Raw genomic sequence first — 20049 nt, forward strand, 5'->3', positions numbered from 1 at the left:
ACTGCCTGTCACGGGCACATAGAAAATCCCGCCGCCGGCGGGATTTTTGTCGGTGGGCTGGTCCCGCCTCGTCTCACGTCATGGAATTGCCGATGGTGTTGTCATCCGAATTACTGGCCAGCATCCTGGAAGAGGTGCGACCGCTGCTCGGGCAGGGCAAGGTGGCCGATTACATTCCCGCGCTGGCCCAGGTGCCGGCGAACCGGCTGGGGATCGCGGTCTGTACCGTGGAGGGGGAGCTGTTCACCGCCGGTGATGCCTTCGAGCCCTTCTCCATCCAGAGCATCTCCAAGGCCCTGAGCCTGACCCTGGCCCTCACCCTCTATCAGGAGGAGGAGATCTGGGCCAGGGTCGGCAAGGAGCCCTCGGGGCAGCCGTTCAACTCCCTGGTGCAGCTGGAGTTCGAGCACGGCATTCCCCGCAACCCCTTCATCAACGCCGGCGCCCTGGTGGTGAGCGATCTGCTGGAGACCCGGCTCACCGCCCCGCGCCAGCGCACCCTGGAGCTGGCCCGCCGCCTCTCGGGCAACCCGGCCATCATGGCGGATCAGGTGGTGGCCCGCTCCGAATACCAGCACGCCGCCCGCAACGCGGCCATCGCCTATCTGATGAAGGCCTACGGCAACTTCGAGAACGAGGTGGACAAGGTGCTGCAGAGCTATTTCAATGCCTGCGCCATCCGCATGAGTTGCGTCGATCTGGCCAGGACCTTCATCTATCTGGCCAACCGCGGCGTGCCCCTTGGCGAGACGACGCCCCTGCTGCCGGCCCGCACCACCAAGCAGGTCAACGCCCTGCTCGCCACCTGTGGCCTCTACGACGAGGCGGGCGACTTCGCCTACCGGGTCGGCATGCCGGGCAAGTCCGGGGTGGGGGGCGGCATCATGGCGCTGATCCCGGGGGAGCTGGTGGTCTGCGTCTGGTCGCCCGAGCTCAACAAGGCGGGCAACTCCCTGGCGGGGACGGCGGCGCTGGAATTGCTGGCCGAGCGCCTTGGCCGCTCCATCTTTTAACCTTTGTTCACTAGCATCGAGACGACATCATGAAACGAATGACAGCTGTGTGGCGGGCCGCGCTGGCGGCCTTGCTGCTCTGGTCTGCCTGGCCAGCTCTGGCCGCCGAACTGCCGCCCCTCTCCCTGGCCGATGCCAAGGCGAAGCAGGCGGTGATCCTGGATACCCGCCCCAGCTATTTCTATCAGGGCTGGCCCATGGAAGGGGAGAAGCAGGGGGGCCACGTGGCCGGCGCCGAGCTGCTCTCCGCCGAGTGGAAATACAGTGACGAGGAGTGGACCAAGGCGCTGACAAGCAAGGGGCTGAAGGCCGATCGGCCGGTCGCCCTCTACGGCGCCCCGCGGGAAGTGGCCGAGGTGGCCCGCCTGCTGCGCCAGCAGGGCATCAAGCAGCTGTTCGAGCTGCAGGGCTGGAAGGAGGCTCCCCGGGAGCACCTGGCCCGCTGGCAGCAGCTGGTCTATCCGCTCTGGCTGGCGGATCTGCAGGCCGGCAAGCCGGTCGCCGCCGCCCCCAAGGGGGACTGGAAGGTCTTCGAAGTGGACTGGGGCGCGCCCAAGGCCTACCTGCTGAGCCACATCCCGGGGGCCGGTTACATCGACACCAACCGCCTGGAGGCGGAACCGCTCTGGAACAAGGTCTCTGACGAGGCGCTCAAGGCCCTGCTGCTGGAGAACGGCATTCGCCACGACACCACCGTCATCCTCTACGGTCGCAACACCATGGCGGCAGCCCGGGCGGCGCACCTGATGATGTACGCGGGCGTCGAGGACGTGCGCCTGCTGGACGGCGGCCTGGACGCCTGGTTCGTGCAGCACCTGCGCACCGAGACCGGCCTGGCCAACACCTTCAAACCGGCCAAGGAGTTCGGCGTCGCCATTCCGGCCCGTCCCGAGTACTACACCACCCTGAGTCAGGCGAAAGAGCTGCTCAAGCAGCCCGACGGCGCCCTGGTCAGCGTGCGCACTTGGGACGAGTTCGTCGGCAACACCTCGGGCTACAGCTACATCAAACCCAAGGGCGACATCCCCGGGGCCAAGTGGGGTCGTGGGGGCGTGGATGCCAACAGCATGAGCGACTTCCACAACCCGGACGGCACCATGAAGCCGGCCCGGGAGATCCTCGCCATGTGGGACGAGTGGCACATCGAGCCGACCCAGCAGGCCGCCTTCTACTGCGGCACCGGCTGGCGCGCCTCCGAGGCCTTCTTCTACGCCTGGCTGATGGACTGGAAGCGGATCAGCGTCTACGACGGCGGCTGGTACGAGTGGAGTGCCGACCCTGCCAACCCCACGGTCACCGGCGAGCGCAAGCCTGCCGAGTGATGTTTGCACCGATGGAAACCAGAGGCCGGACCCATGTCCGGCCTTTTTCATTGGTGCATCCTGGCATATCCCACTGTCAATTCGCTGTTCAGCCTCGCTGTTCTCATATTCTGGCGGCACTCATTCGGGGGAAGGCGCCTGAGCTAGGCTTCAAGAAACATCCTCGTCCTGAGGATGCCAGAGGGAGAAGAGGCGGGCGATGAAACGACTGACGATGATCCTGGTGTGTGCCCTGGGGCTGGTGGCGTGCAGCTCCCAATACATCATGAGCACCCGGGACGGGAAGATGATTACCACCGACAGCAAGCCCAGGCTGGATGAGGACACGGGCATGTACCGCTACTACGACGAAGAGGGGCGGGAGATGTTGATCAATAAGGACGACATCACCCAGATCATGGAGCGCTGAGGCGCGAGGCATGGCGAGAGGGCTGCCCCTGGGCAGCCCTCTTTGTTTCGGCGCTATCTGATCAGCTCCTCCACCTGACGGTTGACCTGGCCGGCGAACAGGCGGTGGAAGCGGGAGTCCGGGTTGGCCAGCAGGCTAACCGGCGACCCCTGCTCCACCACAGTGCCGGCCTCCATCACCACCACCTTGTCCACCGACAAGAGCGGCTCCAGGTGGTGGGCGATCACCAGGTAGCTGGCTTCCGGGCGGTAGCGATAGAGCAGCTCCGCCATCTTGCGCATGCCGCCGTGGCTGAGATCCGAGGTGGCCTCGTCCAGCACGATGAGCGGTCGGTGCGACAGCAGGATGCGGGCGATCACCAGCAGCTGGGTCTCGCCAGCGGAGAGTTGCAGCCTGTCGAGATCCTCATCCAGCCGGCCGGCGCAGCGCTCGGCCAGCCCCACCCGGGCCAGGGCCTGTTCCAGCGCGGCGTCGTCGTGTGCAGCCAGGGGGGCCAGGTTTGCCCTCAGGGTGCCGAAGAAGGTGAGGGGGATCTGGGAGACGGTGTCGTAGAGTGCGCGCACCGCCTCAGGCGCAAGCCGGGAGAGCGGCTGATCGCCGTAATGGATCTCCCCCTGGGAGGCGGGATACATGGCCTGCAGCACCCCCAGCAGCGAGCTCTTGCCCGCCCCGGTGCGGCCACAGACGCCCACCTTCTCGCCGGGGGCCAGCTCGAAGCTCACCCTGTGCAGCGCCCACTGGCTGGCGCCGGGATAGCGCAGCCCCAGGTTGTCGAAGCGCACCGCCGGATGGAGGGTGGCGAGGGCCTCCCCCTCCTGGCGCTCGCTCTCTATCTCGCTGTATTCCCGCACCCGCTCCACCGCGTTCATCACCTGCTCCACCTCGGCGAAGGTACGGATGAGGGAATTGAGCATGGCCGAGGCGGTAAAGGCGTAGGTGATGGCCACGGCACCCAGCAGCGGGCTGTTGCCAAAGGCCACCATTAGCGCCACGGCACCCACCAGGGCGGCGGAGAGCAGGGTCTGGTGCATGCCGAGCCAGCGGTTGATGGAGGTGGTGGTGTACCAGCTGCGCAGGTTGTTGTCATAGTGATGCAGCACCTGATCCAGTGCGAAGCGCTCGGCCCCGGCCAGACGCAGGGCGGGAGCGCCGCGGATGGTCTCGCTGATGCTGATGTAGAGCGGGGAGCGCAGCACCGAGGACTGGCGCCGCAGCTTGAGCTGCACCGCCCGGTAGCGGCGCTGCAGCACGTAGAGCGCCCAGCCCACCAGGGGGGCGATGAGCAGCAGCAGGGGGATGTTGATGCCGATCACCATCACCTGCAGCAGCACAGAGACCAGCATGCCGAACAGCCCCATCAGCATCGACAGCAGGATCTCCTGGGCCTCCCCGAGATCCCGATCGAAGCGGTTGAGGATGCGCCCCTGGGGCACCTTGTCGAAGAAGGCCATGGGGGCGCGGCTGATGCGCCCCAGCATGCCGTCGAACAGGGTCCAGGCCAGCTTGAGGCCGAGTTTGTAGTTGATGACCCGCACCACCATGATGCAGACCAGCGATCCAGCCCCCAGCAGCACATAGATGCCGAGCAGGGTGCTGACATCGCTCACCTCGGCCTTGCCGCCGAGCCAGAGATCCGAGGCGATGCGCAGCCCCTCCTGACCTAGCGTGAGCAGCAGGGCGATCAGGATGGCGCCGGGAGCAGCCAGGCGCTGCCACATGAAGCCGAAGAGTCCCCAGTCCACCTTGCCCTCCACCACCTTCTCCTCGCTGAATTGCTCCGCCTCCTGGGGGGCGAGCAGAGGGGCAGGCTGCGGGTGCTGGATGAGGTCCGCCAGCTGGTGGGCGTCTAGCTCCACCAGCCGGCCCTGCTCGATGCGGATCACCCGATCGCAGCGGGCCAGCACGTCGGGGTCATGGCTCACCAGCAGCCGGGTCGGCCCCGGCCTGAAGGCGAGCCCCTGCGCCAGCACCTGGGCCGCGACCACGGGGTCGAGCGCAGACAAGGGGTTGTCCAGCAGCAGGATATCGGCCCGGGCGTAGAGGGCGCGGGCCAGGGCGACCCGCTGTTGCTGACCGCCGGAGAGGCGGGTGCCGAGCTCCCCCACCAGGGTCTGATCCCCGTGGCTGAGCAGCTCGAGATCGGCGGTGAGGGCGCAGGCGCCCTGCACCCAGTGGTAGCACTCCTCGTCCCAGGGCTGGCCGAACAGGATGTTGTTGCGGATGCTGTCGTTCATCAGCCAGGGCTTGTGACCCAGGTGGGCGACCCGACCGTGGCGGCGGATGCTGCCCGCGAAGTCGTCGTCGAAGCCGGCGACCAGGTGCAGCAGGCAGCTCTTGCCCGCCCCGGTGGGGCCTGTGATCCCCACCAGCTCCCCCGGTGCGATGGCGAGACTGATCCCCTCCAGCACCGGCTTCTGCTGGTGCAGGGCGGTGACGCCATCCAGTTGCAAGGCCCCTGCCGGCAGGCTGGGGTCGTCGAGATCCCTGTGCTGCTCGGGGCTGTTGAGGAACTCGCACAGCCGGTTGAAGCCGGTGTTGAAGTTGATCAGGGTGCGGATGAGGTAGGGCAGCCGCATCATGGGGATGCGCAGCACGGTGAACAGGGCTATGGTGGTGAACACCTGGGGCAGGGTGAGGGTGTTGCCCGACACCAGGTAGGTGGTGAAGGTGGCGAGCGTCACCAGCAGCGGCGTGCTCATCATCAGGAAGCTGTTGATGGCATCGAGCCTGAGCACCCGGCCGAGCACCCCCAGCTCCTGCCGGCGCTTGGTGTTGGCCGCCCGGGTGAAGAAGGGGCCAAGCCCGTTCTGGCGCACCAGCCGCAGCTTCTTGATGTATTCCGCCAGGATGCCGTTGCGCTCGTCCTGTTGACGCTTGAGCTGCTGCTCCTGCTGGTTCATGCGCCGTACCACCCGGGTGGAGATGAGCAGTAGCAGGGCCAGCACCGCGAAGCCCACCAGACCGGCACTGCCCACCTGCCACACCAGTAGGGCGATGGTACCGAGCAGTTGCAGCAGCATGGTGAGCGGCATGGCGGGGTCCGCAAGAATCCAGGTAATGTCCCACACGTCCCGGTTGATGAGGTTCTGAACCCGGCCGCCGGCCCTGTCGTCGAAGCTCTTGCCACCCTGCTTCATCACCTTGGCGAGCAGGGATTCGGCCAGCAGACGGCGGATGGGCACGTGCATCTTGAGGGCCAGTTGCAGGGAGTGCTCCGCCAGCATGCCGGCGGCGAGCACGGAGGCGAACAGGGCCAGGGCCAGCAGCAGCTTGTGGCTTGTGGTGGCATCGGTGCCGAGCTGGGTCATGCTGTGGTTGAGCAGCCAGGGGCTGGTCAGGGTGGCGAGCATGCCGAGCAGTTGCAGCAGGGTGAGCAGGCCAATCCGTCCCTTGTAATGGCGCCAGATAAAGGCGGTCAGGGGCCAGGGGCGCACCGGCTGGCGGGCGGTGAGCGCGAGGAAGGCGTCGGCGCGGCCGTCGCGCCTGTCTTCCGGCAGCAGGGGATAGAGATCGTCGAGACTGACCTGGGGCTGGGTCAGCCCCTTGCGCAGCAGCGGGCCCGTCCAGCGATAGAAGAGGCGACTCAGCCAGCCGGCCGAGATTTCCGGATGATCCAATGGGTATCCTTGTTGTTTTGTGTTGCTTCCATGGGCGGGGCGGCTCATGGGCCGCCCTCGATATTCTTTATTGTGGCGGGGGCATCGCCCGCGCGGGATCAGCGATCCCGGTTCAAGCGGATGAGCCGGTCCAGGATCTGTTCGCCATCGACCCGCAGGCCGTTGTGCTCGTGCTCGTTGGTGATCCAGGCGCGGCTGTTGCCAAGCCCCCGCAAGGTGTCGCGGCTGTAGTCAAACTCCACGTACATGTCCTCGGCATAGACGGCGCAGGCCACCGGAACCCGGTTGCGGGCCAGCTGCGCCGGGTCGTAGAGAGGGCCCCAGTCCGCCTTCTGGGCCAGCAGATGGGCGGCTTCCTTCAGGGGAATGAGTTCGCGGAACTGCTCGAACATCCAGGGGAAGATCATCTCGCCGGTGAAGGCGAAATCCTTGCCCGGTGCCCAGTTGAGCTCGGGGTGTTCGCCCCTGACCCGCTCTGCCGCCCAGTTGCTGGCGCTGCCTTCGCAGTAGATGGATTCGTGCAGGATGGCAAACACCGGGTTGGTGTTGAACGGCTGCATGGCCTGCACCTGGTAGAGGAAGGCGGGGTTGAGCCGCTCGCCGATGAAGGCGTCCTCCAGCAGGTAGTAGAGCTCCTCGAAGGCGCCGCTGGCCCCGAGATCCAGCCCCTGCTGCTGTAGCTGCTCCACCGTCAGGCGCTGGCCGTTGGGCAGGCGCACGTCGTGGTGGTGCAGGTGGTTGGCCAGCCGGTTGGCGATGGCCTGGGCATGGGGGAAGCGGGTGAAGAAGGCGCGGTTCTTGTCCGCCACCCGCCGGTAGGTGGCGCGGTAGACCTCGTCCGCGCTGCGACCAATGGGGGCCACCCCGCCGGTGAGGTAGACCTCGTGCAGGCTGTCCGGGAACAGGGAGAGGTAGGTGAGGCTGCAAAAACCGCCGAAGCTCTGGCCGAGCAGGCTCCAGGGGCGACCCGGGCTCAGTACCTCGCGAACGTATTCGGCATCCCGCACTATGCTGTCGGCGCGAAAATGGCCGAGGTAGTGCGCCTGCTCCCGGGGGGACATCCCCGCCAGGGCCTCGGCGTGGATGGGACTGGAGTGGCCGGTGCCGCGCTGATCGAGCAGCAGCACCCGAAACTCCTGCAGGGCCCGCTTGATCCAGCCGCCGCTTGCGGTCGGGCGCGGGGCGCCGAAGCCCGGGCCCCCCTGCAGATAGAGCAGCCAGGGCAGATCAGCGTCTCGCTTGTCCTGGCGACAGAGGGTGCGACCGAACAGGGTGAGGGTCTCCTCGTCGTCCGGTCGCTGGTGGTCGAGGGGCACGGTGAAGAAGTGTGGCTCGCAATGGATGCCATCCAGCACGTAGTGCAAGGGGCTGCTCATCTGGGGTCTCCCTGGGGTGGAAATCGTCGGCTTCATCATAGCCCTGGCGCGCAGAGGGGTCACGCCGGTTTTCCTGATGGTTAACAAGATGATGGGCCGTGGTCATGGCGGGAGCGGGGAGCTGAATTATTGCGCCCGGGCGATTGACGGCGGGTGTCTCCCCGGATGAAGATGGGCCGCCTGCCGAGAAGGGCAGGGGTGCAGGAAAGGATGGAGCAGGCTCGATGAAGCCTAGATGGACAAGGTTCAGGAAGAAAAGGAAACAGACGGATCCGGAGGGGGTGTTGCAGGCGGGCTTGCTGGTTTTCAGCGCCACCTGCGGGGCCACCCTGCTGCTGGCGGCCTGCAACGGCGGCTAGCAGATTGAAGCAAAAGCCCGCTCTTGATGAGCGGGCTTTTGCATGTCTGTCGCCCCGGGCACTAACCAGGACCGGCCTGAAGCCCTTTGCTGGCGCGGGTTTGCGGTATTCGGAGCGCTGCTGCTATGGTCAAGTTACGACGGGATCCACAGAGGGAGGCGATCATGAATAGTCGTGAAAAAGTTCTGGCCCATTTGGCCACCGATCACCGGGTTGCAGGATTGACCGCTGGCGAGGCGCTGGCCGGCATGAATCACTCGATGAGTTCGCTCCTGCTGCAACAGGATCAGCACTTCTTCCGCCGCCATGCGGACGACCCCTGTCACGAGGTCGCGCGGGCCTGTTCGGCAGGGCATGTGTGGCACGGCGACGAGAACCGCTACTAGGATGACGCGCCCGGGGAAGGACAAGATGCAGAAAGGCCCGCTCGATTGAGCGGGCCTTTCAAATTTGGCTCCTCCGACTGGACTCGAACCAGTGACATACGGATTAACAGTCCGCCGTTCTACCGACTGAACTACGGAGGAAGAGTCTTGGTGCCCAGAGACGGAATCGAACCGCCGACACGGGGATTTTCAATCCCCTGCTCTACCGACTGAGCTATCTGGGCAACGGCGCGCATTAAACCCTTTCTGGACTGGGGTGTCAACCTTGAAGCCCCAGTTTCTGGCATGTTTTTGCATAGGGTGAACCAAGTGGCGAGATAGTGTGCAAGGAGTCCCTGACTCCACACCGGGATCCGGTTGTCGGTATGTTCTTCTATCGAGGTTTTTTCCCTTTATGGAATTACCTTTTCGCTCTCTCACCCACCCCGAGCCCCCAACAAATGAGCCCATTTTTTGGCAAAAAACTGATGAACTAATGTGCATGTTTTTTGTGCGCTGAAAAGTTACCAGAAATTGACCAGACAGGGTTTGCTGTGTCGCTGCCTCTGTACCTCCGGTCGTCAGCTCCTCAGCGTCCCTGTGAAGAAGAGAAATGATGGTGTTTCGGCGGGGGAACTCAAATTTATTGTGATGGGCATCACAAAAATGGATCTTGGTTACACCCCCAAAAGGGACTCAATCGAATGGATTTTTCGGATTGGCAAATTACGATCACCCCAACAAATCAGGGGTGTTTGTCACGAGATTCAGAAAGTCGGTCTCCAGAGCGGGATCTGATATTTGCCTCTGAATCGTCCTCTCTAGGCGGCATCCAGAGTCTTCAAACATAAAAAAGGCATTAAATATCAATGCGGTGACTGCTTTTTGTACAGTTGTTCTTTGGCTATGAAAATGCAAAATGCCTCCCATAACCGTCAATCCCGACGGTTATGGTTAGAGAGGTAGTTGTGAGCAGCGAAGTGTCAACGCCAACTGCTAAAAGTAGGCCGGAGTCACGTGGAAAACACGGCTCCAAACAAAAAGAGGTGAAAGACGAGTACGTCCCTTGGCTCTCATGGATCACATGTCCATCTGGTACCAGGGGCGGCTACTTCAATGTGCAGAGAAACAATAAGCGTCATCGGTTTATTATCGCGAATACTAATGAGGCTAGCCTCAAAGTGATACGCGATAGAGCACGTAAACTGATGGCGGAGCTCATTACAGATCCTGATGGATTCAATCAAACCTATCGCGCTAGTTTATCGGTAGAACGCTTCATTTATGATGATTACCTACCCGCAGTGCAGGAAACTCATCTTTCTATCAGGACTATTAAGTCCCGTGTGAAACCTATCGTGGAAGCTTTAGGGCACAAGCCACTGAACCGCGTCACCCGTGATGACATCGAGCGCTTTCAAGCGGAGCAAGCTAAAACCAAATCTGTTGCTACGGTGAATCGCTACGTCGCTCAGATCAAGGCCATAGCGACCTTCGCAGTGGAGCGCGGCATTCTCAAATCATCGCCTGCAGCAGGCATACGCGCTAAATACGAACCTGTCCTGCCTCCCAAGGGCTTACCCGATGAGGCAGTCAATAAGCTGGTCGCTCGCTTGATGGAAGACATTGACGAAGAAAAGGCTCGTCTGTTGCTCTTCCTGTTCGCAACGGGCTCCCGGATGGGAGAAGCTAGAGCTCTAAAGCTGCAGGATTGCGATCTCAATCGACAAATAGCGTACCTACCTACCAGTAAGTCTGGTCGGGAAAGGCTAATACCGCTTAATCAATTCGCGCTGGAGTTAATTCGACTTCAACTCCAGCGCCATGGCACGACTGGTCTGCTGTTTCGAGGCCAGGACGGTGTCTCTCAAATTTCAGAACCACGTCGGTATTGGTACCGAGTCTGCAATGATTGTGGGCTATCAGAGGTACGCATCCACGATGCCCGTCATACCGTCGCTACTTCACTGCTGAACAAGGGCTGTTCGCTCGATGTATTGCAGAAAGTCCTAGGCCACAGCTCTCCTCGGATGACTGAAAGGTACGCACGTTATCATGATAAGACGCTGGTCAAGGCCGTAAACGAATTACACACCTTATGGGACCTCCCCAATCTCACCTGCTAACCAACTTTAGGAGATGGGGGAGAGAGACTCCCCCATTAATGATTATGCATCGTTCCAAAAAAAAAGATAATAACGGTAAACTGAATCGTTTCATTACTGATAGGACGCATCAAAGAAGGGGCTCACTAGGTTCCCTCCATATTGCTAATCAGGTTGTGCCGCCGACAGACTCGGTACCTGACTCGGATCAGGAGGCACCCGCGCCAGAATCGGTTCCTGTCTCTGCTATCGCTCCGGTAGTTCAGCCATCAGAGCCAGCTTTATTAGTATCCAGCGAACCCTATTGCAGCCATCAAAACTTAGCGCTGCAAGAACTGGCGCGAATCCATCAGTGGTCTCAGGAAGCGACCTATCTGGCATCCGAAGAGGGGCTAGCCCTTAATCAGGAGAAGGGCTCTTCGGAGCGTCCCGTCAGGTCGGATGGTACTCATCTGTCGTATACCATTGGTGAACTCCAAACATGGATGAAATCCAGTCTGTTGCCCGAGCACTACGTTGTTAGCCCTGACCTGAAAGTGGTGTACCTTGAAGGAATGAAGCCCATTGATCTGTTCGATACGTTAGTCCTTCCGCTCAATTGCGTACTTGATAATAACAATCAGTTCAAAGGGTTGGTGCTGGTCTGCATTGGCTATGATGATAAGCCACACGTCTTTACAGTCCTGCTTGATGATGTCCTACATGACTTGAAAAGGGTCAAGGTCCAGTTGGGTGAGCTACGTGTTGGGTATTATGGTCATGACGATCGGCAGCTTTATCGGTTTATGAACCACTGCTCAAGGTGCAACTCAATTGAGCCAATTTATCGCGTTGAGCAGGCTGGATTTATCTCTGGAAAGTTGATCTATGTAACGCATGAGACAGTGCTACAGCGAAACATTGGAACCTCGGAAACCAAGCTCAGCTATCAAATCCGTAAAGTATTGCCGCAACTGAGAGCACAAGGCACCTTGCTGGAATGGCAAGAGCATGTGGCTGGGCCTGTCCGGCAGCTCCCTAACATGATTTTTCCGATTTTGGCGATGCTTGGGAATGTATTGTTGAACCTCCTGAAGGAGGGGACGGTTATTGTTCACTTGCATGGGCTCAGCTCAGGCGGCAAGACGACTCGGGCGCAGATGGCACAGAGTGTCGTAGGACGAGCTACTGACCCAAGCAAAGATGGTGGGTCTGCTATCAGGAAGTGGCATGGCACGACGAATTGGCTGTTTGCTGTGGCAAAAAGTCACCACGGTATGGGGTTAGTACTGGATGAGCTTGGGTCACACAACAGCAAAAATTTCGACGGAACCATCTATGCCCTATCCAATGGGAAAACCAAAGGAAGGTGTGAAACGGGTGGGGATGAGAAGGAGGATCAAGACTCAGCCATCCTCTGTATTATATCCACTGGTGAACTCAGCACAGATGACTATCTGAGGAAAACGGGTGGCAGTGCCAATTCCGGTGTCTATGTGCGGATGCTCAACATCGAGGTTCACCCCGATGATGCGAAATTGCCCGACGAAACCCTGGCCCAAGCCAAAGCCCGGATTGACCAACTCAAAGCGGCCTGTGGTCAATACTACGGCACAGCCCTTCCGGCTTTGGCACAAGGGCTATTGAACTTGCCGGAGGCCACTTCTTATGAGGCTTTGCAAGAGTTAGTTCGCAGCCGTGTCAATGAGTGTGCCGAGCGCCTGATGCAGATGGTCAATGGCGCGATGGATTCACCTCTGGTTCGCCGTGGCCTGGATTTCTTCGCTATAACGCTGGCTACCGGCTTGTATGGCATCGAGCTGGGGGTGTTGCCCTATACCGAGGAGGAGGTGGAGACCGCCGTGCTTGAGTGCGCTAATCGCTGGGTTGCTTCCTTGGAGGATCAACTGGATGACGTCGCCCGCGCCGCTTTCCAGTTCAAGAATACGGTAGCGCTCCAACGACAGAAACTTAATCCTGGAAGGCCATCTGTTATAACGAGGGAGCTCTTGGGCTTCATAGAAGGCGAACGGTGTTACATCTTCAAGGAGCAGTTCGAAAAACTGGTTCCTAGCATGGGTAAAGCTGTTAAAGCATGGTTGTTCGATAACCAGTATCTTGAGAGGCAGGCACAAGACCGCTATGTAAAAAATATCAAGGTAGCGGGTGTGGAGAGTGGCTTTTACTCGTTCTATTTGAATAGATTGTTTGGCGGTGCTGGTGAGATTGCCAGTAGCCATGCCGGAGAGAGTGAAAGCCTGAAGGGCTCGAAGCCAAAACGCGAACCATCAAAGCGAATTTTTAGCCGACTGTCAAACAGCAAGGCGGGTAGCATCAGCGCCCCCCCCACATCGGAAACACCGGAGGAGACGACACACATCGAGCAGTTTTAAGAGTAAGAGGGGCCAGTGCGAACTGGCCCCTTTGCTTTTATGGGATCCGGTGGCAAAAGCAGGCAGCAAGGGGAGGAACGTTTTAGCAGGCCGAGAAGGCCAGGATGATCTTGTTGCGGAGGTTTGGAGGGCGGCGCAGCCAAAACGGCTCATTGGGTCGCTAAACCGCGATACAGGTGCCTCGCCATGCGGAGATTACCCCGGTATTGTTCACTGATGTGATCTCAGCCGATGCTGTCGAACGGTCCAAAAAAAGAGGCCAGTAGAACTGGCCGCTTTGTCGTTACGAGCGTTTCGTGGCAGATATCGCTCACAGGAGTCAACTAATGACCAACTAACATGTACGTGTTGACGTTATCGATACACTTCATATCCGGCAGGAACGCGGTCTTCATTATCGACTTCCTCTCGGGATTCACCGATCACCCGGTTCACCCGATCCCAGAAAGCCTGGCCATCCGTTTCGGTCAGGCCGTATTCCTGCTTCACTTCGCGCTTTGCGGTGGACTCTTTCATCTGGATCATTTTACTCATGCATCACTCCTTGGATTGCTACTGCTTGATGGTTGACGACAATGCAAAACAGCGGCGACAGGTGGTGTCGCGGCATGTCAGGGGCTGTCGCCAGATGTATAAACTGGGATCTTTGTCACAAATGAATCAGGGTGGAGCCTGACTCATCAGGGTCAATAAATGGCGTAAATCACGGACGATCTGCTCATGGATAAAGCCGGGCGAGATCACGGTGAGTTCCGGCATCCAGGATTTGATGACAGGCAGAATTTGATTGGCATCGAGCACGCGACTGCTCAATAACAGCGCACCGTCATCCAGGGTTTTGACAATCTCCTGCTCGGGCAGCAACGGGCGATGCTGAAAGTTGATGGCGATGGCGGCATTTGCTTTGAGTAGCACCTCGATCATGCCGGAGCGCCAGAGCGTCGGGTCGGTATCGATTTGTCGTTGAATAAGCGCATCACGGGTAAAAGTCTGTTGCGATAGCTCAACCAGCGTGATGGAGCTCAACGGATAGGCTTGCAAACACCCCTCGCTGACGCCGACCAAGTGCCAGGTGCCCTTGTAGTTGACGAGCTGATAGGGGCTAAACAGTTGCTTGCGCTGGTCTTTGGTGATGAGCCAGCATTGCAGATGCTGGGTCAGTGCCTGTTCCAATACCGGTATCTGGTGGATTAGTGAGTCAGCTGATTGACCATCGAACCCCTTGATGGCGAAGAGGCTTGGGGTGTCTCTGTCCAGCAGCTGACCCAGACGATGTTCACTGGCGCGGGGGAACAGGTCGGTGATACCCAACTGCTCGGCCAGTTTTCGCAGTTTTTTGTCGCTCTTGTGATTGAGGAACCCAGGATCCAGCCAGTATTGCTGGCTGCGGTGCTCTATCGGTAAATAACTGAGGCGCTGATTGAAATCCCGCTGCAGGGTGCGCACGGTGAAGTTGTACTCGGTGGCCAGATCACTCAGGTGCAGCTTCTCACCGCTGTACAGGCGGGTGAGGAGCATACCGAGGCGCTGAGCAATCTTGTCGTGTTCGTGCATACCATCTAGCAAGGGGAATAACGGTGTCGCGGATTATCCAAACAGGCCGCGACACGGCGTGACGAATGGGATGGCAGGCAGTTTTTCGCAAAACCCATCATCGGCGATGGGTTTTTGTCATCAAGGGAGGGGTTTTGTTATCAACCGGCGAGAAGCGGTTGAGCGGCCCAGGAAGGCCAGTCAGAGCAGGTTGTCGCTGTTGGTGAGGAGGCGGTGCTAACACTGCTCCTTGGGCGGCTAAACGGTGATGTCGGTATCTCACACTGCCGTGAGATACCGACATACCTAGCTGGCCTGAACCCACTCGCCCTCTTCGGGAAGTGGCAGCGGCTTGGATGGTACTGAACTGGTCAGGGCATCATGGATGCAGTTGGCTATTTTCTGGCTGGTCTGCTGCATCCGGGTGTTATGCAGGTGAGCATAACGCAGTGATGTTTGACTGCTCCGGTGTCCGAGCTGGGATTGCACATCAAACAGGGTGCCGCCGTTGGAGACAATCAGTGCTGCGACCGAATGACGACAGGTGTGCAAGCAAACCCCCTCCTTATCTATACCGGCTCGCGCCAGCATCCGCTGAAAACCCTTGGTGGGATTTTGCAATGGCTGGCCTTGCCGCTTGCCGGGAAACAGGTAGGGATTTCCCTCTGTCACCGGTAAGTAGTTCAACAGCTCCACCGCCATATGGTTCAGGTGCAACACACGGCTATGGCCGTTCTTGGTGTGGGGAATGTATAGGGTCTTGTCCTCCTTGTTGTAGTGCTGCCATTTGGCCCTTGCCAGCTCGGCCCGGCGCAAGCCGGTGAGCAGCAACATCTTGACGTACTGACCGGTATAGAAACTCTCATGCTGATCAGCGGCCCGGAACAGACGACGGATTTCATCGGGGGTGAAGTAGCGTTCGCGTCGATTGTTTTCTCGCAGCAATGACACCAAGGCTGCGGGATTCTCTTTAATCAGCCCGGCACGGGCAGCCCAGGTCATGATGGCCTTGAGCAATGCTAATACGCGATTGCAGGTGGCCGGGGTGAGGCGCTTGAGTAACATCTGTTGCATGTTCTGGATGCGGGTGACGGTGATCTCTTCCGGGATCAGATTGCCGAAGATGGGCCGTAGGTGATTACGGAAGCGATGTTCATCCGTCTTCCAACTGCGATTTCGAGATTGCAGATAGGGCAGATAGTCTTCCTGAAACAAATTGCTCAGGGTCTTCTGGTTGCGCTTGTCCTCCTTGGCCTGTTGCGGGTCAACGCCTTCGGCGATCTTGCGTTTGTAGTCGAGCGCGAGCTTGCGAGCCGCGCTGACATCCAATGTGGGATAGTGCCCGAGGGCAATCGCCCGTTTGCGCCCATGTATTTGATAGCGCAGCAGGAACTTGCGACGCCCCTCCCCTTTGCCCACCAGACAGCGCAGACCGGTCACATCGGTATCTGAATACTCCGCTTCGGTACTGCGAGCGTCATCGGGGTTAGGGGGCAGATCGGCAATCCGTCGATTGGTGAATTTAAATCGGGTGGGTGTTTCGTTCATGGTTCGCTCCTCAAGATGTGAGCTGGTTAGACACGGCATAGGCCCCCTTCACGGTGGAAAGGAGGTGTAATCCCCGTCTCTGGCTTGGCGGTTGAAGTGGTCGTTGCTCATCGCGCCTTGGCCTGGCTGGCCCGGCACGATGACAACGCGGGAAAGGTGAGTGAGCAGATGGCCGCCCCGGTCGCTACCCGGTCCGATCCCGTAAAAATCCCACCGTGCCCCGTGTCCGCCCCGCACGAACGGGGGAAAACGGGGCTGGTTTTTCCCTTTGAGTGATTGGGCTTTTCCATCTCAACCCCGTAACCCCGCGAAATTTGCGGTAGTAATGGGTGAGTTAATGAATAGGTCGGGTTGCCCCGCGCATTTACGGCGAGCCCCGTGCCCGCCTCGCACGAACGGGAGGAAACGGGGCGCGTTTTTCCCTTGGAGAGACTGGGTAAATCGACGCCAACCCCGTAACCCCGTGAAATTTGCGCAAGTAAGGGGGGGGGGGAATTATCCAGTGGCTACCGTGATCGCATAGACACCCAGCGACAGGTAGGTAAGGAAATTGCCCTCCCATAATTCATAGAACTCACCCAGCTCAGACAACGGCACCACATGCGCATAGGCAACGAGCCCTTCCTGGCTTGAGAAGTCAAAATCGACCTCCTTGGCCAATTCGGCATAATCGCCCATGCCGACATAGGAAAAATCCGTGATATAGACCAAGGACCATAGATTTCCTTGGCGTTGCAGACGGATTTCCACCGGATGAAAGCCGCCGGTTTCCGGGCCATAACCCGGATCACGAAAGTTCATCGTGACAGCACGGGCTTGGGGCCATGTGGGATGGTGCGTGTTCAGCAGGTCGGTTAGACATACGGCGAACCGGGGTGAAACCGGCAGAGGGAGTCCCTGCCAGTTCAGTACTATGTCACGGTTGCTCATTGCTGGGCCTCCTGCCCGGCTACCTCGTCGCCGGTCTCGGATCCCGTTTCGGCCCCGGCCTGATCCATCTTGTCTGACAAACCGGCCTGGTCGTTGGCTGTTTCCAAAAACGGGGGCTCATTGCATTTCTCGATGGTTATCTCATCGGTCGTGTCATCTTGGCCCTTCTGCCCCTTGGCTTTTCCCTTACGAGCCTGTTTATCCATATTGGCCGGTTCATCCAGCTGAGTAGACCAGTCGCTGAGGGATAGGCCGACCCGGTGGAACGGCGAGTTGGGCTCGGCGGCGACCAGCAACTTTTCAGCCCGCAGGATGGCGGCGAGGAAACCGTGGTTATTGGCACTGCCTCGAACAAACAGCGCCCTGAGCGCCACCGATTTGAATGGTGCATCCTTGAGGATGTCCAGCAGTGCTAGGATGTCATCGAGCGATAACCAGTGCTTGCTGAACAGGCCGCCTGTGTCGTTGGCGGTAATGCGAAGGGCGTAGCGACCCTCATCGTTCTTGCCCACCTCGTAGTGCAGCAAACCACTGGCCCGTGCGCTGATCTTCGGAGCCTTAGCGGATTTAATAACAGTCCAGACCGGAGCAGTCGACGCTGCCGGTTGTGTGGCTTTAGCCATGATGAAATTCCTTCTGTTGGGATTACTTGAAGAAGTCAGCCGCTTTGCAGCGATGACCTTGATGGATATGACTGCCTAACGAGGCAATGGCACCGCTGATGACCCCCAGGTCATCGGTGAGACCGACGCCGGGGATAAAGTCCGGTACGGCATCGACCGGACAGAGCAAATAGGCGAGTGCGCTGACCACGATGGTCTTGACCCACACAGGCGTCTGCTCGTCGGCCATCAACAGGTAGAGCAAGACGGCCTGCTCAACCAGCAGCTTCATGCCCTTGATGTGTTTGAGCTTGGCAAGGAGAGAGGAGCGGTTGATCTCGGTCATGCGGCCCACTCCCCATCCCACTCTGACTCCAGTGCCAGACTGACCACGCCATCGCAGATATCCAGGACCGGACCCGCGTTCCGGGCGGTGACGTTGAGCAACTTGAACACCGGATGGTCTTTATCGTGCAGCGCCACTTGTGTGCCCTCCAGAGCGATCCAGCGCTCCGGTAACGGCAGCCAGTAGACGGCCTGCTCGGCGCTGTCCGTGGTGAAGCTGCTGTCACCTATGTCCCACACCTCTTCAAAGATACCGTTGTCCAGATCATGGGTGGCCTGACCGGAGAAGCGAGCAATCGACAGCACCAACTGCCCTATCTGAGTAGAGGGCAGTTGGTGCAAGGTGTAGGTATTGGTGTGACTGAAGATGGCGACCAATACCGGCAGACCGGGCATTGGCAAGGATTCCGGTACATACCGACCGTGGATGCGGATGGCGTTGACCAGTTGATGATGGCGCAGCAGTGCCCGCGACAGGGTATCCAGATAATCCTGAGTCGCGTTCTTGCCTTCGCCAATGGCATCGAATAATGAAAGTTCAGACATGGATATCTCTCCTTTGAATTTAAATAACCGAAGTGGCTATTGGATATCAAAGGATTTATATATATTTCAATTGATAGGTAATTCGGTGTCTGGTATGTATTTAAATATCAACGCTATATATTTAACATGAGGTTAATCTCGCGCGCGAATAAATGAGTGAAAATTAAAATTCCAGAGAACCTATTTACTTTATTGAGCGGCAGCCGTAGATTATAGCTGTTGATGACAACATGAGAACTGCGTTGATGGGTGAATGAAGATGTTGTTGAACAGGTATGGGGAAACCACTACTCGTATCTTGAAGGAGACAAATATGATTAATATATCAAGCTTGTTCATCAACCCAATCGACGCATATCAGGTCAATGAAATCGTAAGTCGTGATCATCGTGAGAAATTCGATCTGAATTCATTTGAGGAGAGGATTAATCGTGCATTGAGATCTATATTCGGTGCTGAGTTGGATGAAGTCCTTATTGGAGAGCGATTCTACGCATACAAACTCAAACGGCGGCTGGCAACTCGCAAGGAGAAGGTGAAGTTGGGGCGACTAATTGTGCGCATAATCCCGGAGCTAATCCCTGCCATCATGAGCTATCCGAAGCGGCACCCTGAAGAGTTAAGAACCTGTCGGAAATTGTTCCAGTGCATGAAGGCCAAGAAGCGACTGGCTGAGATTGTGCCACTGATAGTATGATGTAATCTCCTAGGGAAGGTGCTAACAAGTCACTTGGCACAAAAACACACCATTCTAAATTATTGATATTAAATGGCTAAACTTTTTAGTTTTGGCACATAGGGCACTTATTCGCACCTTCCCTAGCCTTGATTGGCTAGGAGATCTTTTACTATTGCACCAAATATGAGTTCTTGAGATAAAAAGGCTAAGATCATGAGTGATGAAGAGTTCGCAATTTGGCCGCCACATCAGGCATTTTATATTCAATCAATGCTTTTCAATACATCATCTGCGCGTCAAGCATGTGAAAGAGCATCTAAATATATCCTGATTACCCATGACCCTCAGCCAGCTTCAAGAGCCGATATGGCATCGGCGGGCTTGCCACGACTGCATGCCCCAATTCAACAAACATACTCTTGAGGTCAAAACGATGATTAAACCGGAAGCAGTATTCAGCAAGATGCCTTGGTAAATGCTTCGCTCCGAGCTTATGACAACTGCCCCGCAGCGAGTTCTTCACATTCCCTATCATCGTGTTTACCCAGTTGAATGCCGGATGATCCAGCAAATCAAGGTTGCCCCCGGTGACAACACCCAGGTGCTCACAATTGGCCTCCTTGACCGCTTTGAAACAGGCCAATCCATCGGATATCACCGCGCTACCACTAGCAAGATGCCGTTTTGCCCAATCAGTAATGACGTTGGTTTTGAAACCATCGACCACCGTCATCCGCATCTTGATTGGATGCCCTTCCTTGTTCAGGGCTACTGCTGCCACAAACGGCGTCTTGCCTGCCGCGCCGCGACCTCGTTTGCCACCACGGCGCTCTCCACCCCAGTAGACATCATCGAGCTGAATGATGCCGCTGATGGGCTGCTTGTCATCGGACTCTTTCATGGCTTGCAGCAGCTTGTGCTTGAGCAT

General features: G+C 58.3%; 17 protein-coding genes, 2 tRNA genes and 1 pseudogene. 8 read left to right on the forward strand and 12 right to left on the reverse strand.

All coding sequences use genetic code 11. The features are described 5' to 3' along the window. Positions 1-92: 92 nt before the first annotated feature. The 3 genes from glsB to AB5Y72_RS07335 all read left to right on the forward strand — a co-directional run bounded on the left by glsB (position 93) and on the right by AB5Y72_RS07335 (position 2744). Positions 93-1013 carry a glutaminase B gene (glsB, locus tag AB5Y72_RS07325; RefSeq protein WP_164884769.1) on the forward strand — a complete coding sequence of 307 codons (921 nt, stop codon included), beginning with the start codon at positions 93-95 and terminating at the stop codon, positions 1011-1013. Positions 1014-1042: 29 nt separating this feature from the next. After that, positions 1043-2335 carry a sulfurtransferase gene (locus AB5Y72_RS07330; RefSeq protein ID WP_368198787.1) on the forward strand — a complete coding sequence of 431 codons (1293 nt, stop codon included), beginning with the start codon at positions 1043-1045 and terminating at the stop codon, positions 2333-2335. A gap of 199 nt (positions 2336-2534) precedes the next feature. Continuing rightward, positions 2535-2744 carry a YgdI/YgdR family lipoprotein gene (locus tag AB5Y72_RS07335; protein ID WP_042078035.1) on the forward strand — a complete coding sequence of 70 codons (210 nt, stop codon included), beginning with the start codon at positions 2535-2537 and terminating at the stop codon, positions 2742-2744. Between the two features lie 53 nt (positions 2745-2797). On the opposite strand, the gene AB5Y72_RS07340 is transcribed toward AB5Y72_RS07335, so the two are convergent. Together AB5Y72_RS07340 and AB5Y72_RS07345 are read right to left on the reverse strand one after the other, a co-directional pair. Further along, positions 2798-6361 (reverse strand): ATP-binding cassette domain-containing protein, encoded by a 3564-nt coding sequence (locus tag AB5Y72_RS07340; RefSeq protein WP_368198789.1) that lies wholly within the window; start codon positions 6359-6361, stop codon positions 2798-2800. 98 nt (positions 6362-6459) lie between these two features. Further along, positions 6460-7737 (reverse strand): alpha/beta hydrolase, encoded by a 1278-nt coding sequence (locus AB5Y72_RS07345; RefSeq protein ID WP_318162707.1) that lies wholly within the window; start codon positions 7735-7737, stop codon positions 6460-6462. Positions 7738-7961: 224 nt separating this feature from the next. Here AB5Y72_RS07345 and AB5Y72_RS07350 point away from each other — a divergent pair, with 224 nt between their 5' ends. Next, on the forward strand, positions 7962-8096 hold the full coding sequence (locus tag AB5Y72_RS07350; RefSeq protein ID WP_081843827.1) for a hypothetical protein: 135 nt from the start codon (positions 7962-7964) through the stop codon (positions 8094-8096). Between the two features lie 164 nt (positions 8097-8260). Further along, the gene (locus tag AB5Y72_RS07355; protein WP_042078030.1) at positions 8261-8482 is read left to right on the forward strand and encodes a hypothetical protein; all 222 of its coding nucleotides are present in this window, start codon (positions 8261-8263) and stop codon (positions 8480-8482) included. Between the two features lie 65 nt (positions 8483-8547). Here the strand turns inward: AB5Y72_RS07355 and AB5Y72_RS07360 are convergent. Next, positions 8548-8623, reverse strand: a tRNA-Asn gene (locus AB5Y72_RS07360). Positions 8624-8630: 7 nt separating this feature from the next. Then, positions 8631-8706, reverse strand: a tRNA-Phe gene (locus AB5Y72_RS07365). A gap of 723 nt (positions 8707-9429) precedes the next feature. On the opposite strand from AB5Y72_RS07365, the gene AB5Y72_RS07370 reads away from it, so the two are divergent. Together AB5Y72_RS07370 and AB5Y72_RS07375 are read left to right on the forward strand one after the other, a co-directional pair. Then, positions 9430-10587: a tyrosine-type recombinase/integrase gene (locus AB5Y72_RS07370; RefSeq protein WP_368198790.1), complete on the forward strand. Its 1158-nt coding sequence runs from the start codon at positions 9430-9432 to the stop codon at positions 10585-10587. A gap of 38 nt (positions 10588-10625) precedes the next feature. After that, positions 10626-12938 (forward strand): DUF927 domain-containing protein, encoded by a 2313-nt coding sequence (locus AB5Y72_RS07375; RefSeq protein ID WP_160171060.1) that lies wholly within the window; start codon positions 10626-10628, stop codon positions 12936-12938. Positions 12939-13292: 354 nt separating this feature from the next. Here AB5Y72_RS07375 and AB5Y72_RS07380 read toward each other — a convergent pair whose 3' ends face one another. The 7 genes from AB5Y72_RS07380 to AB5Y72_RS07410 all read right to left on the reverse strand — a co-directional run bounded on the left by AB5Y72_RS07380 (position 13293) and on the right by AB5Y72_RS07410 (position 18442). Then, positions 13293-13472, reverse strand: a complete 180-nt coding sequence (locus AB5Y72_RS07380) for a hypothetical protein (protein WP_029304370.1) — start codon at positions 13470-13472, stop codon at positions 13293-13295. Between the two features lie 126 nt (positions 13473-13598). Then, entirely contained in the window at positions 13599-14492 is an 894-nt protein-coding gene (locus AB5Y72_RS07385) for a helix-turn-helix transcriptional regulator (protein ID WP_368198792.1), read from the reverse strand. A 285-nt stretch (positions 14493-14777) separates the two neighbouring features. After that, complete coding sequence (locus tag AB5Y72_RS07390) at positions 14778-16019, reverse strand: tyrosine-type recombinase/integrase (RefSeq protein WP_319909697.1); 1242 nt, start codon at positions 16017-16019, stop codon at positions 14778-14780. Positions 16020-16514: 495 nt separating this feature from the next. Next, a complete protein-coding gene (locus AB5Y72_RS07395) occupies positions 16515-16949 on the reverse strand; it encodes a DUF2787 family protein (RefSeq protein WP_368198793.1) in 435 nt (144 codons plus the stop codon). Then, entirely contained in the window at positions 16946-17572 is a 627-nt protein-coding gene (locus AB5Y72_RS07400) for a hypothetical protein (protein WP_368198794.1), read from the reverse strand. Before AB5Y72_RS07400 ends, AB5Y72_RS07395 begins: the two co-directional genes overlap by 4 nt. Before the next feature lie 22 nt (positions 17573-17594). Further along, positions 17595-17897, reverse strand: coding sequence for a YkvA family protein (locus AB5Y72_RS07405; RefSeq protein WP_368198796.1), 303 nt, complete (start codon positions 17895-17897; stop codon positions 17595-17597). Continuing rightward, a complete protein-coding gene (locus AB5Y72_RS07410) occupies positions 17894-18442 on the reverse strand; it encodes a hypothetical protein (RefSeq protein ID WP_368198798.1) in 549 nt (182 codons plus the stop codon). Before AB5Y72_RS07410 ends, AB5Y72_RS07405 begins: the two co-directional genes overlap by 4 nt. A gap of 313 nt (positions 18443-18755) precedes the next feature. On the opposite strand from AB5Y72_RS07410, the gene AB5Y72_RS07415 reads away from it, so the two are divergent. Further along, positions 18756-19139 (forward strand): hypothetical protein, encoded by a 384-nt coding sequence (locus tag AB5Y72_RS07415; RefSeq protein WP_368198799.1) that lies wholly within the window; start codon positions 18756-18758, stop codon positions 19137-19139. A gap of 313 nt (positions 19140-19452) precedes the next feature. On the opposite strand, the pseudogene AB5Y72_RS07420 reads toward AB5Y72_RS07415, so the two are convergent. Next, a pseudogene (locus AB5Y72_RS07420) lies at positions 19453-20049 on the reverse strand (IS1595-like element ISAeca5 family transposase); the annotation flags it as partial.

It is taken from the genome of Aeromonas sp. R7-4 (assembly GCF_040908055.1).
Lineage (GTDB): Bacteria > Pseudomonadota > Gammaproteobacteria > Enterobacterales > Aeromonadaceae > Aeromonas > Aeromonas sanarellii.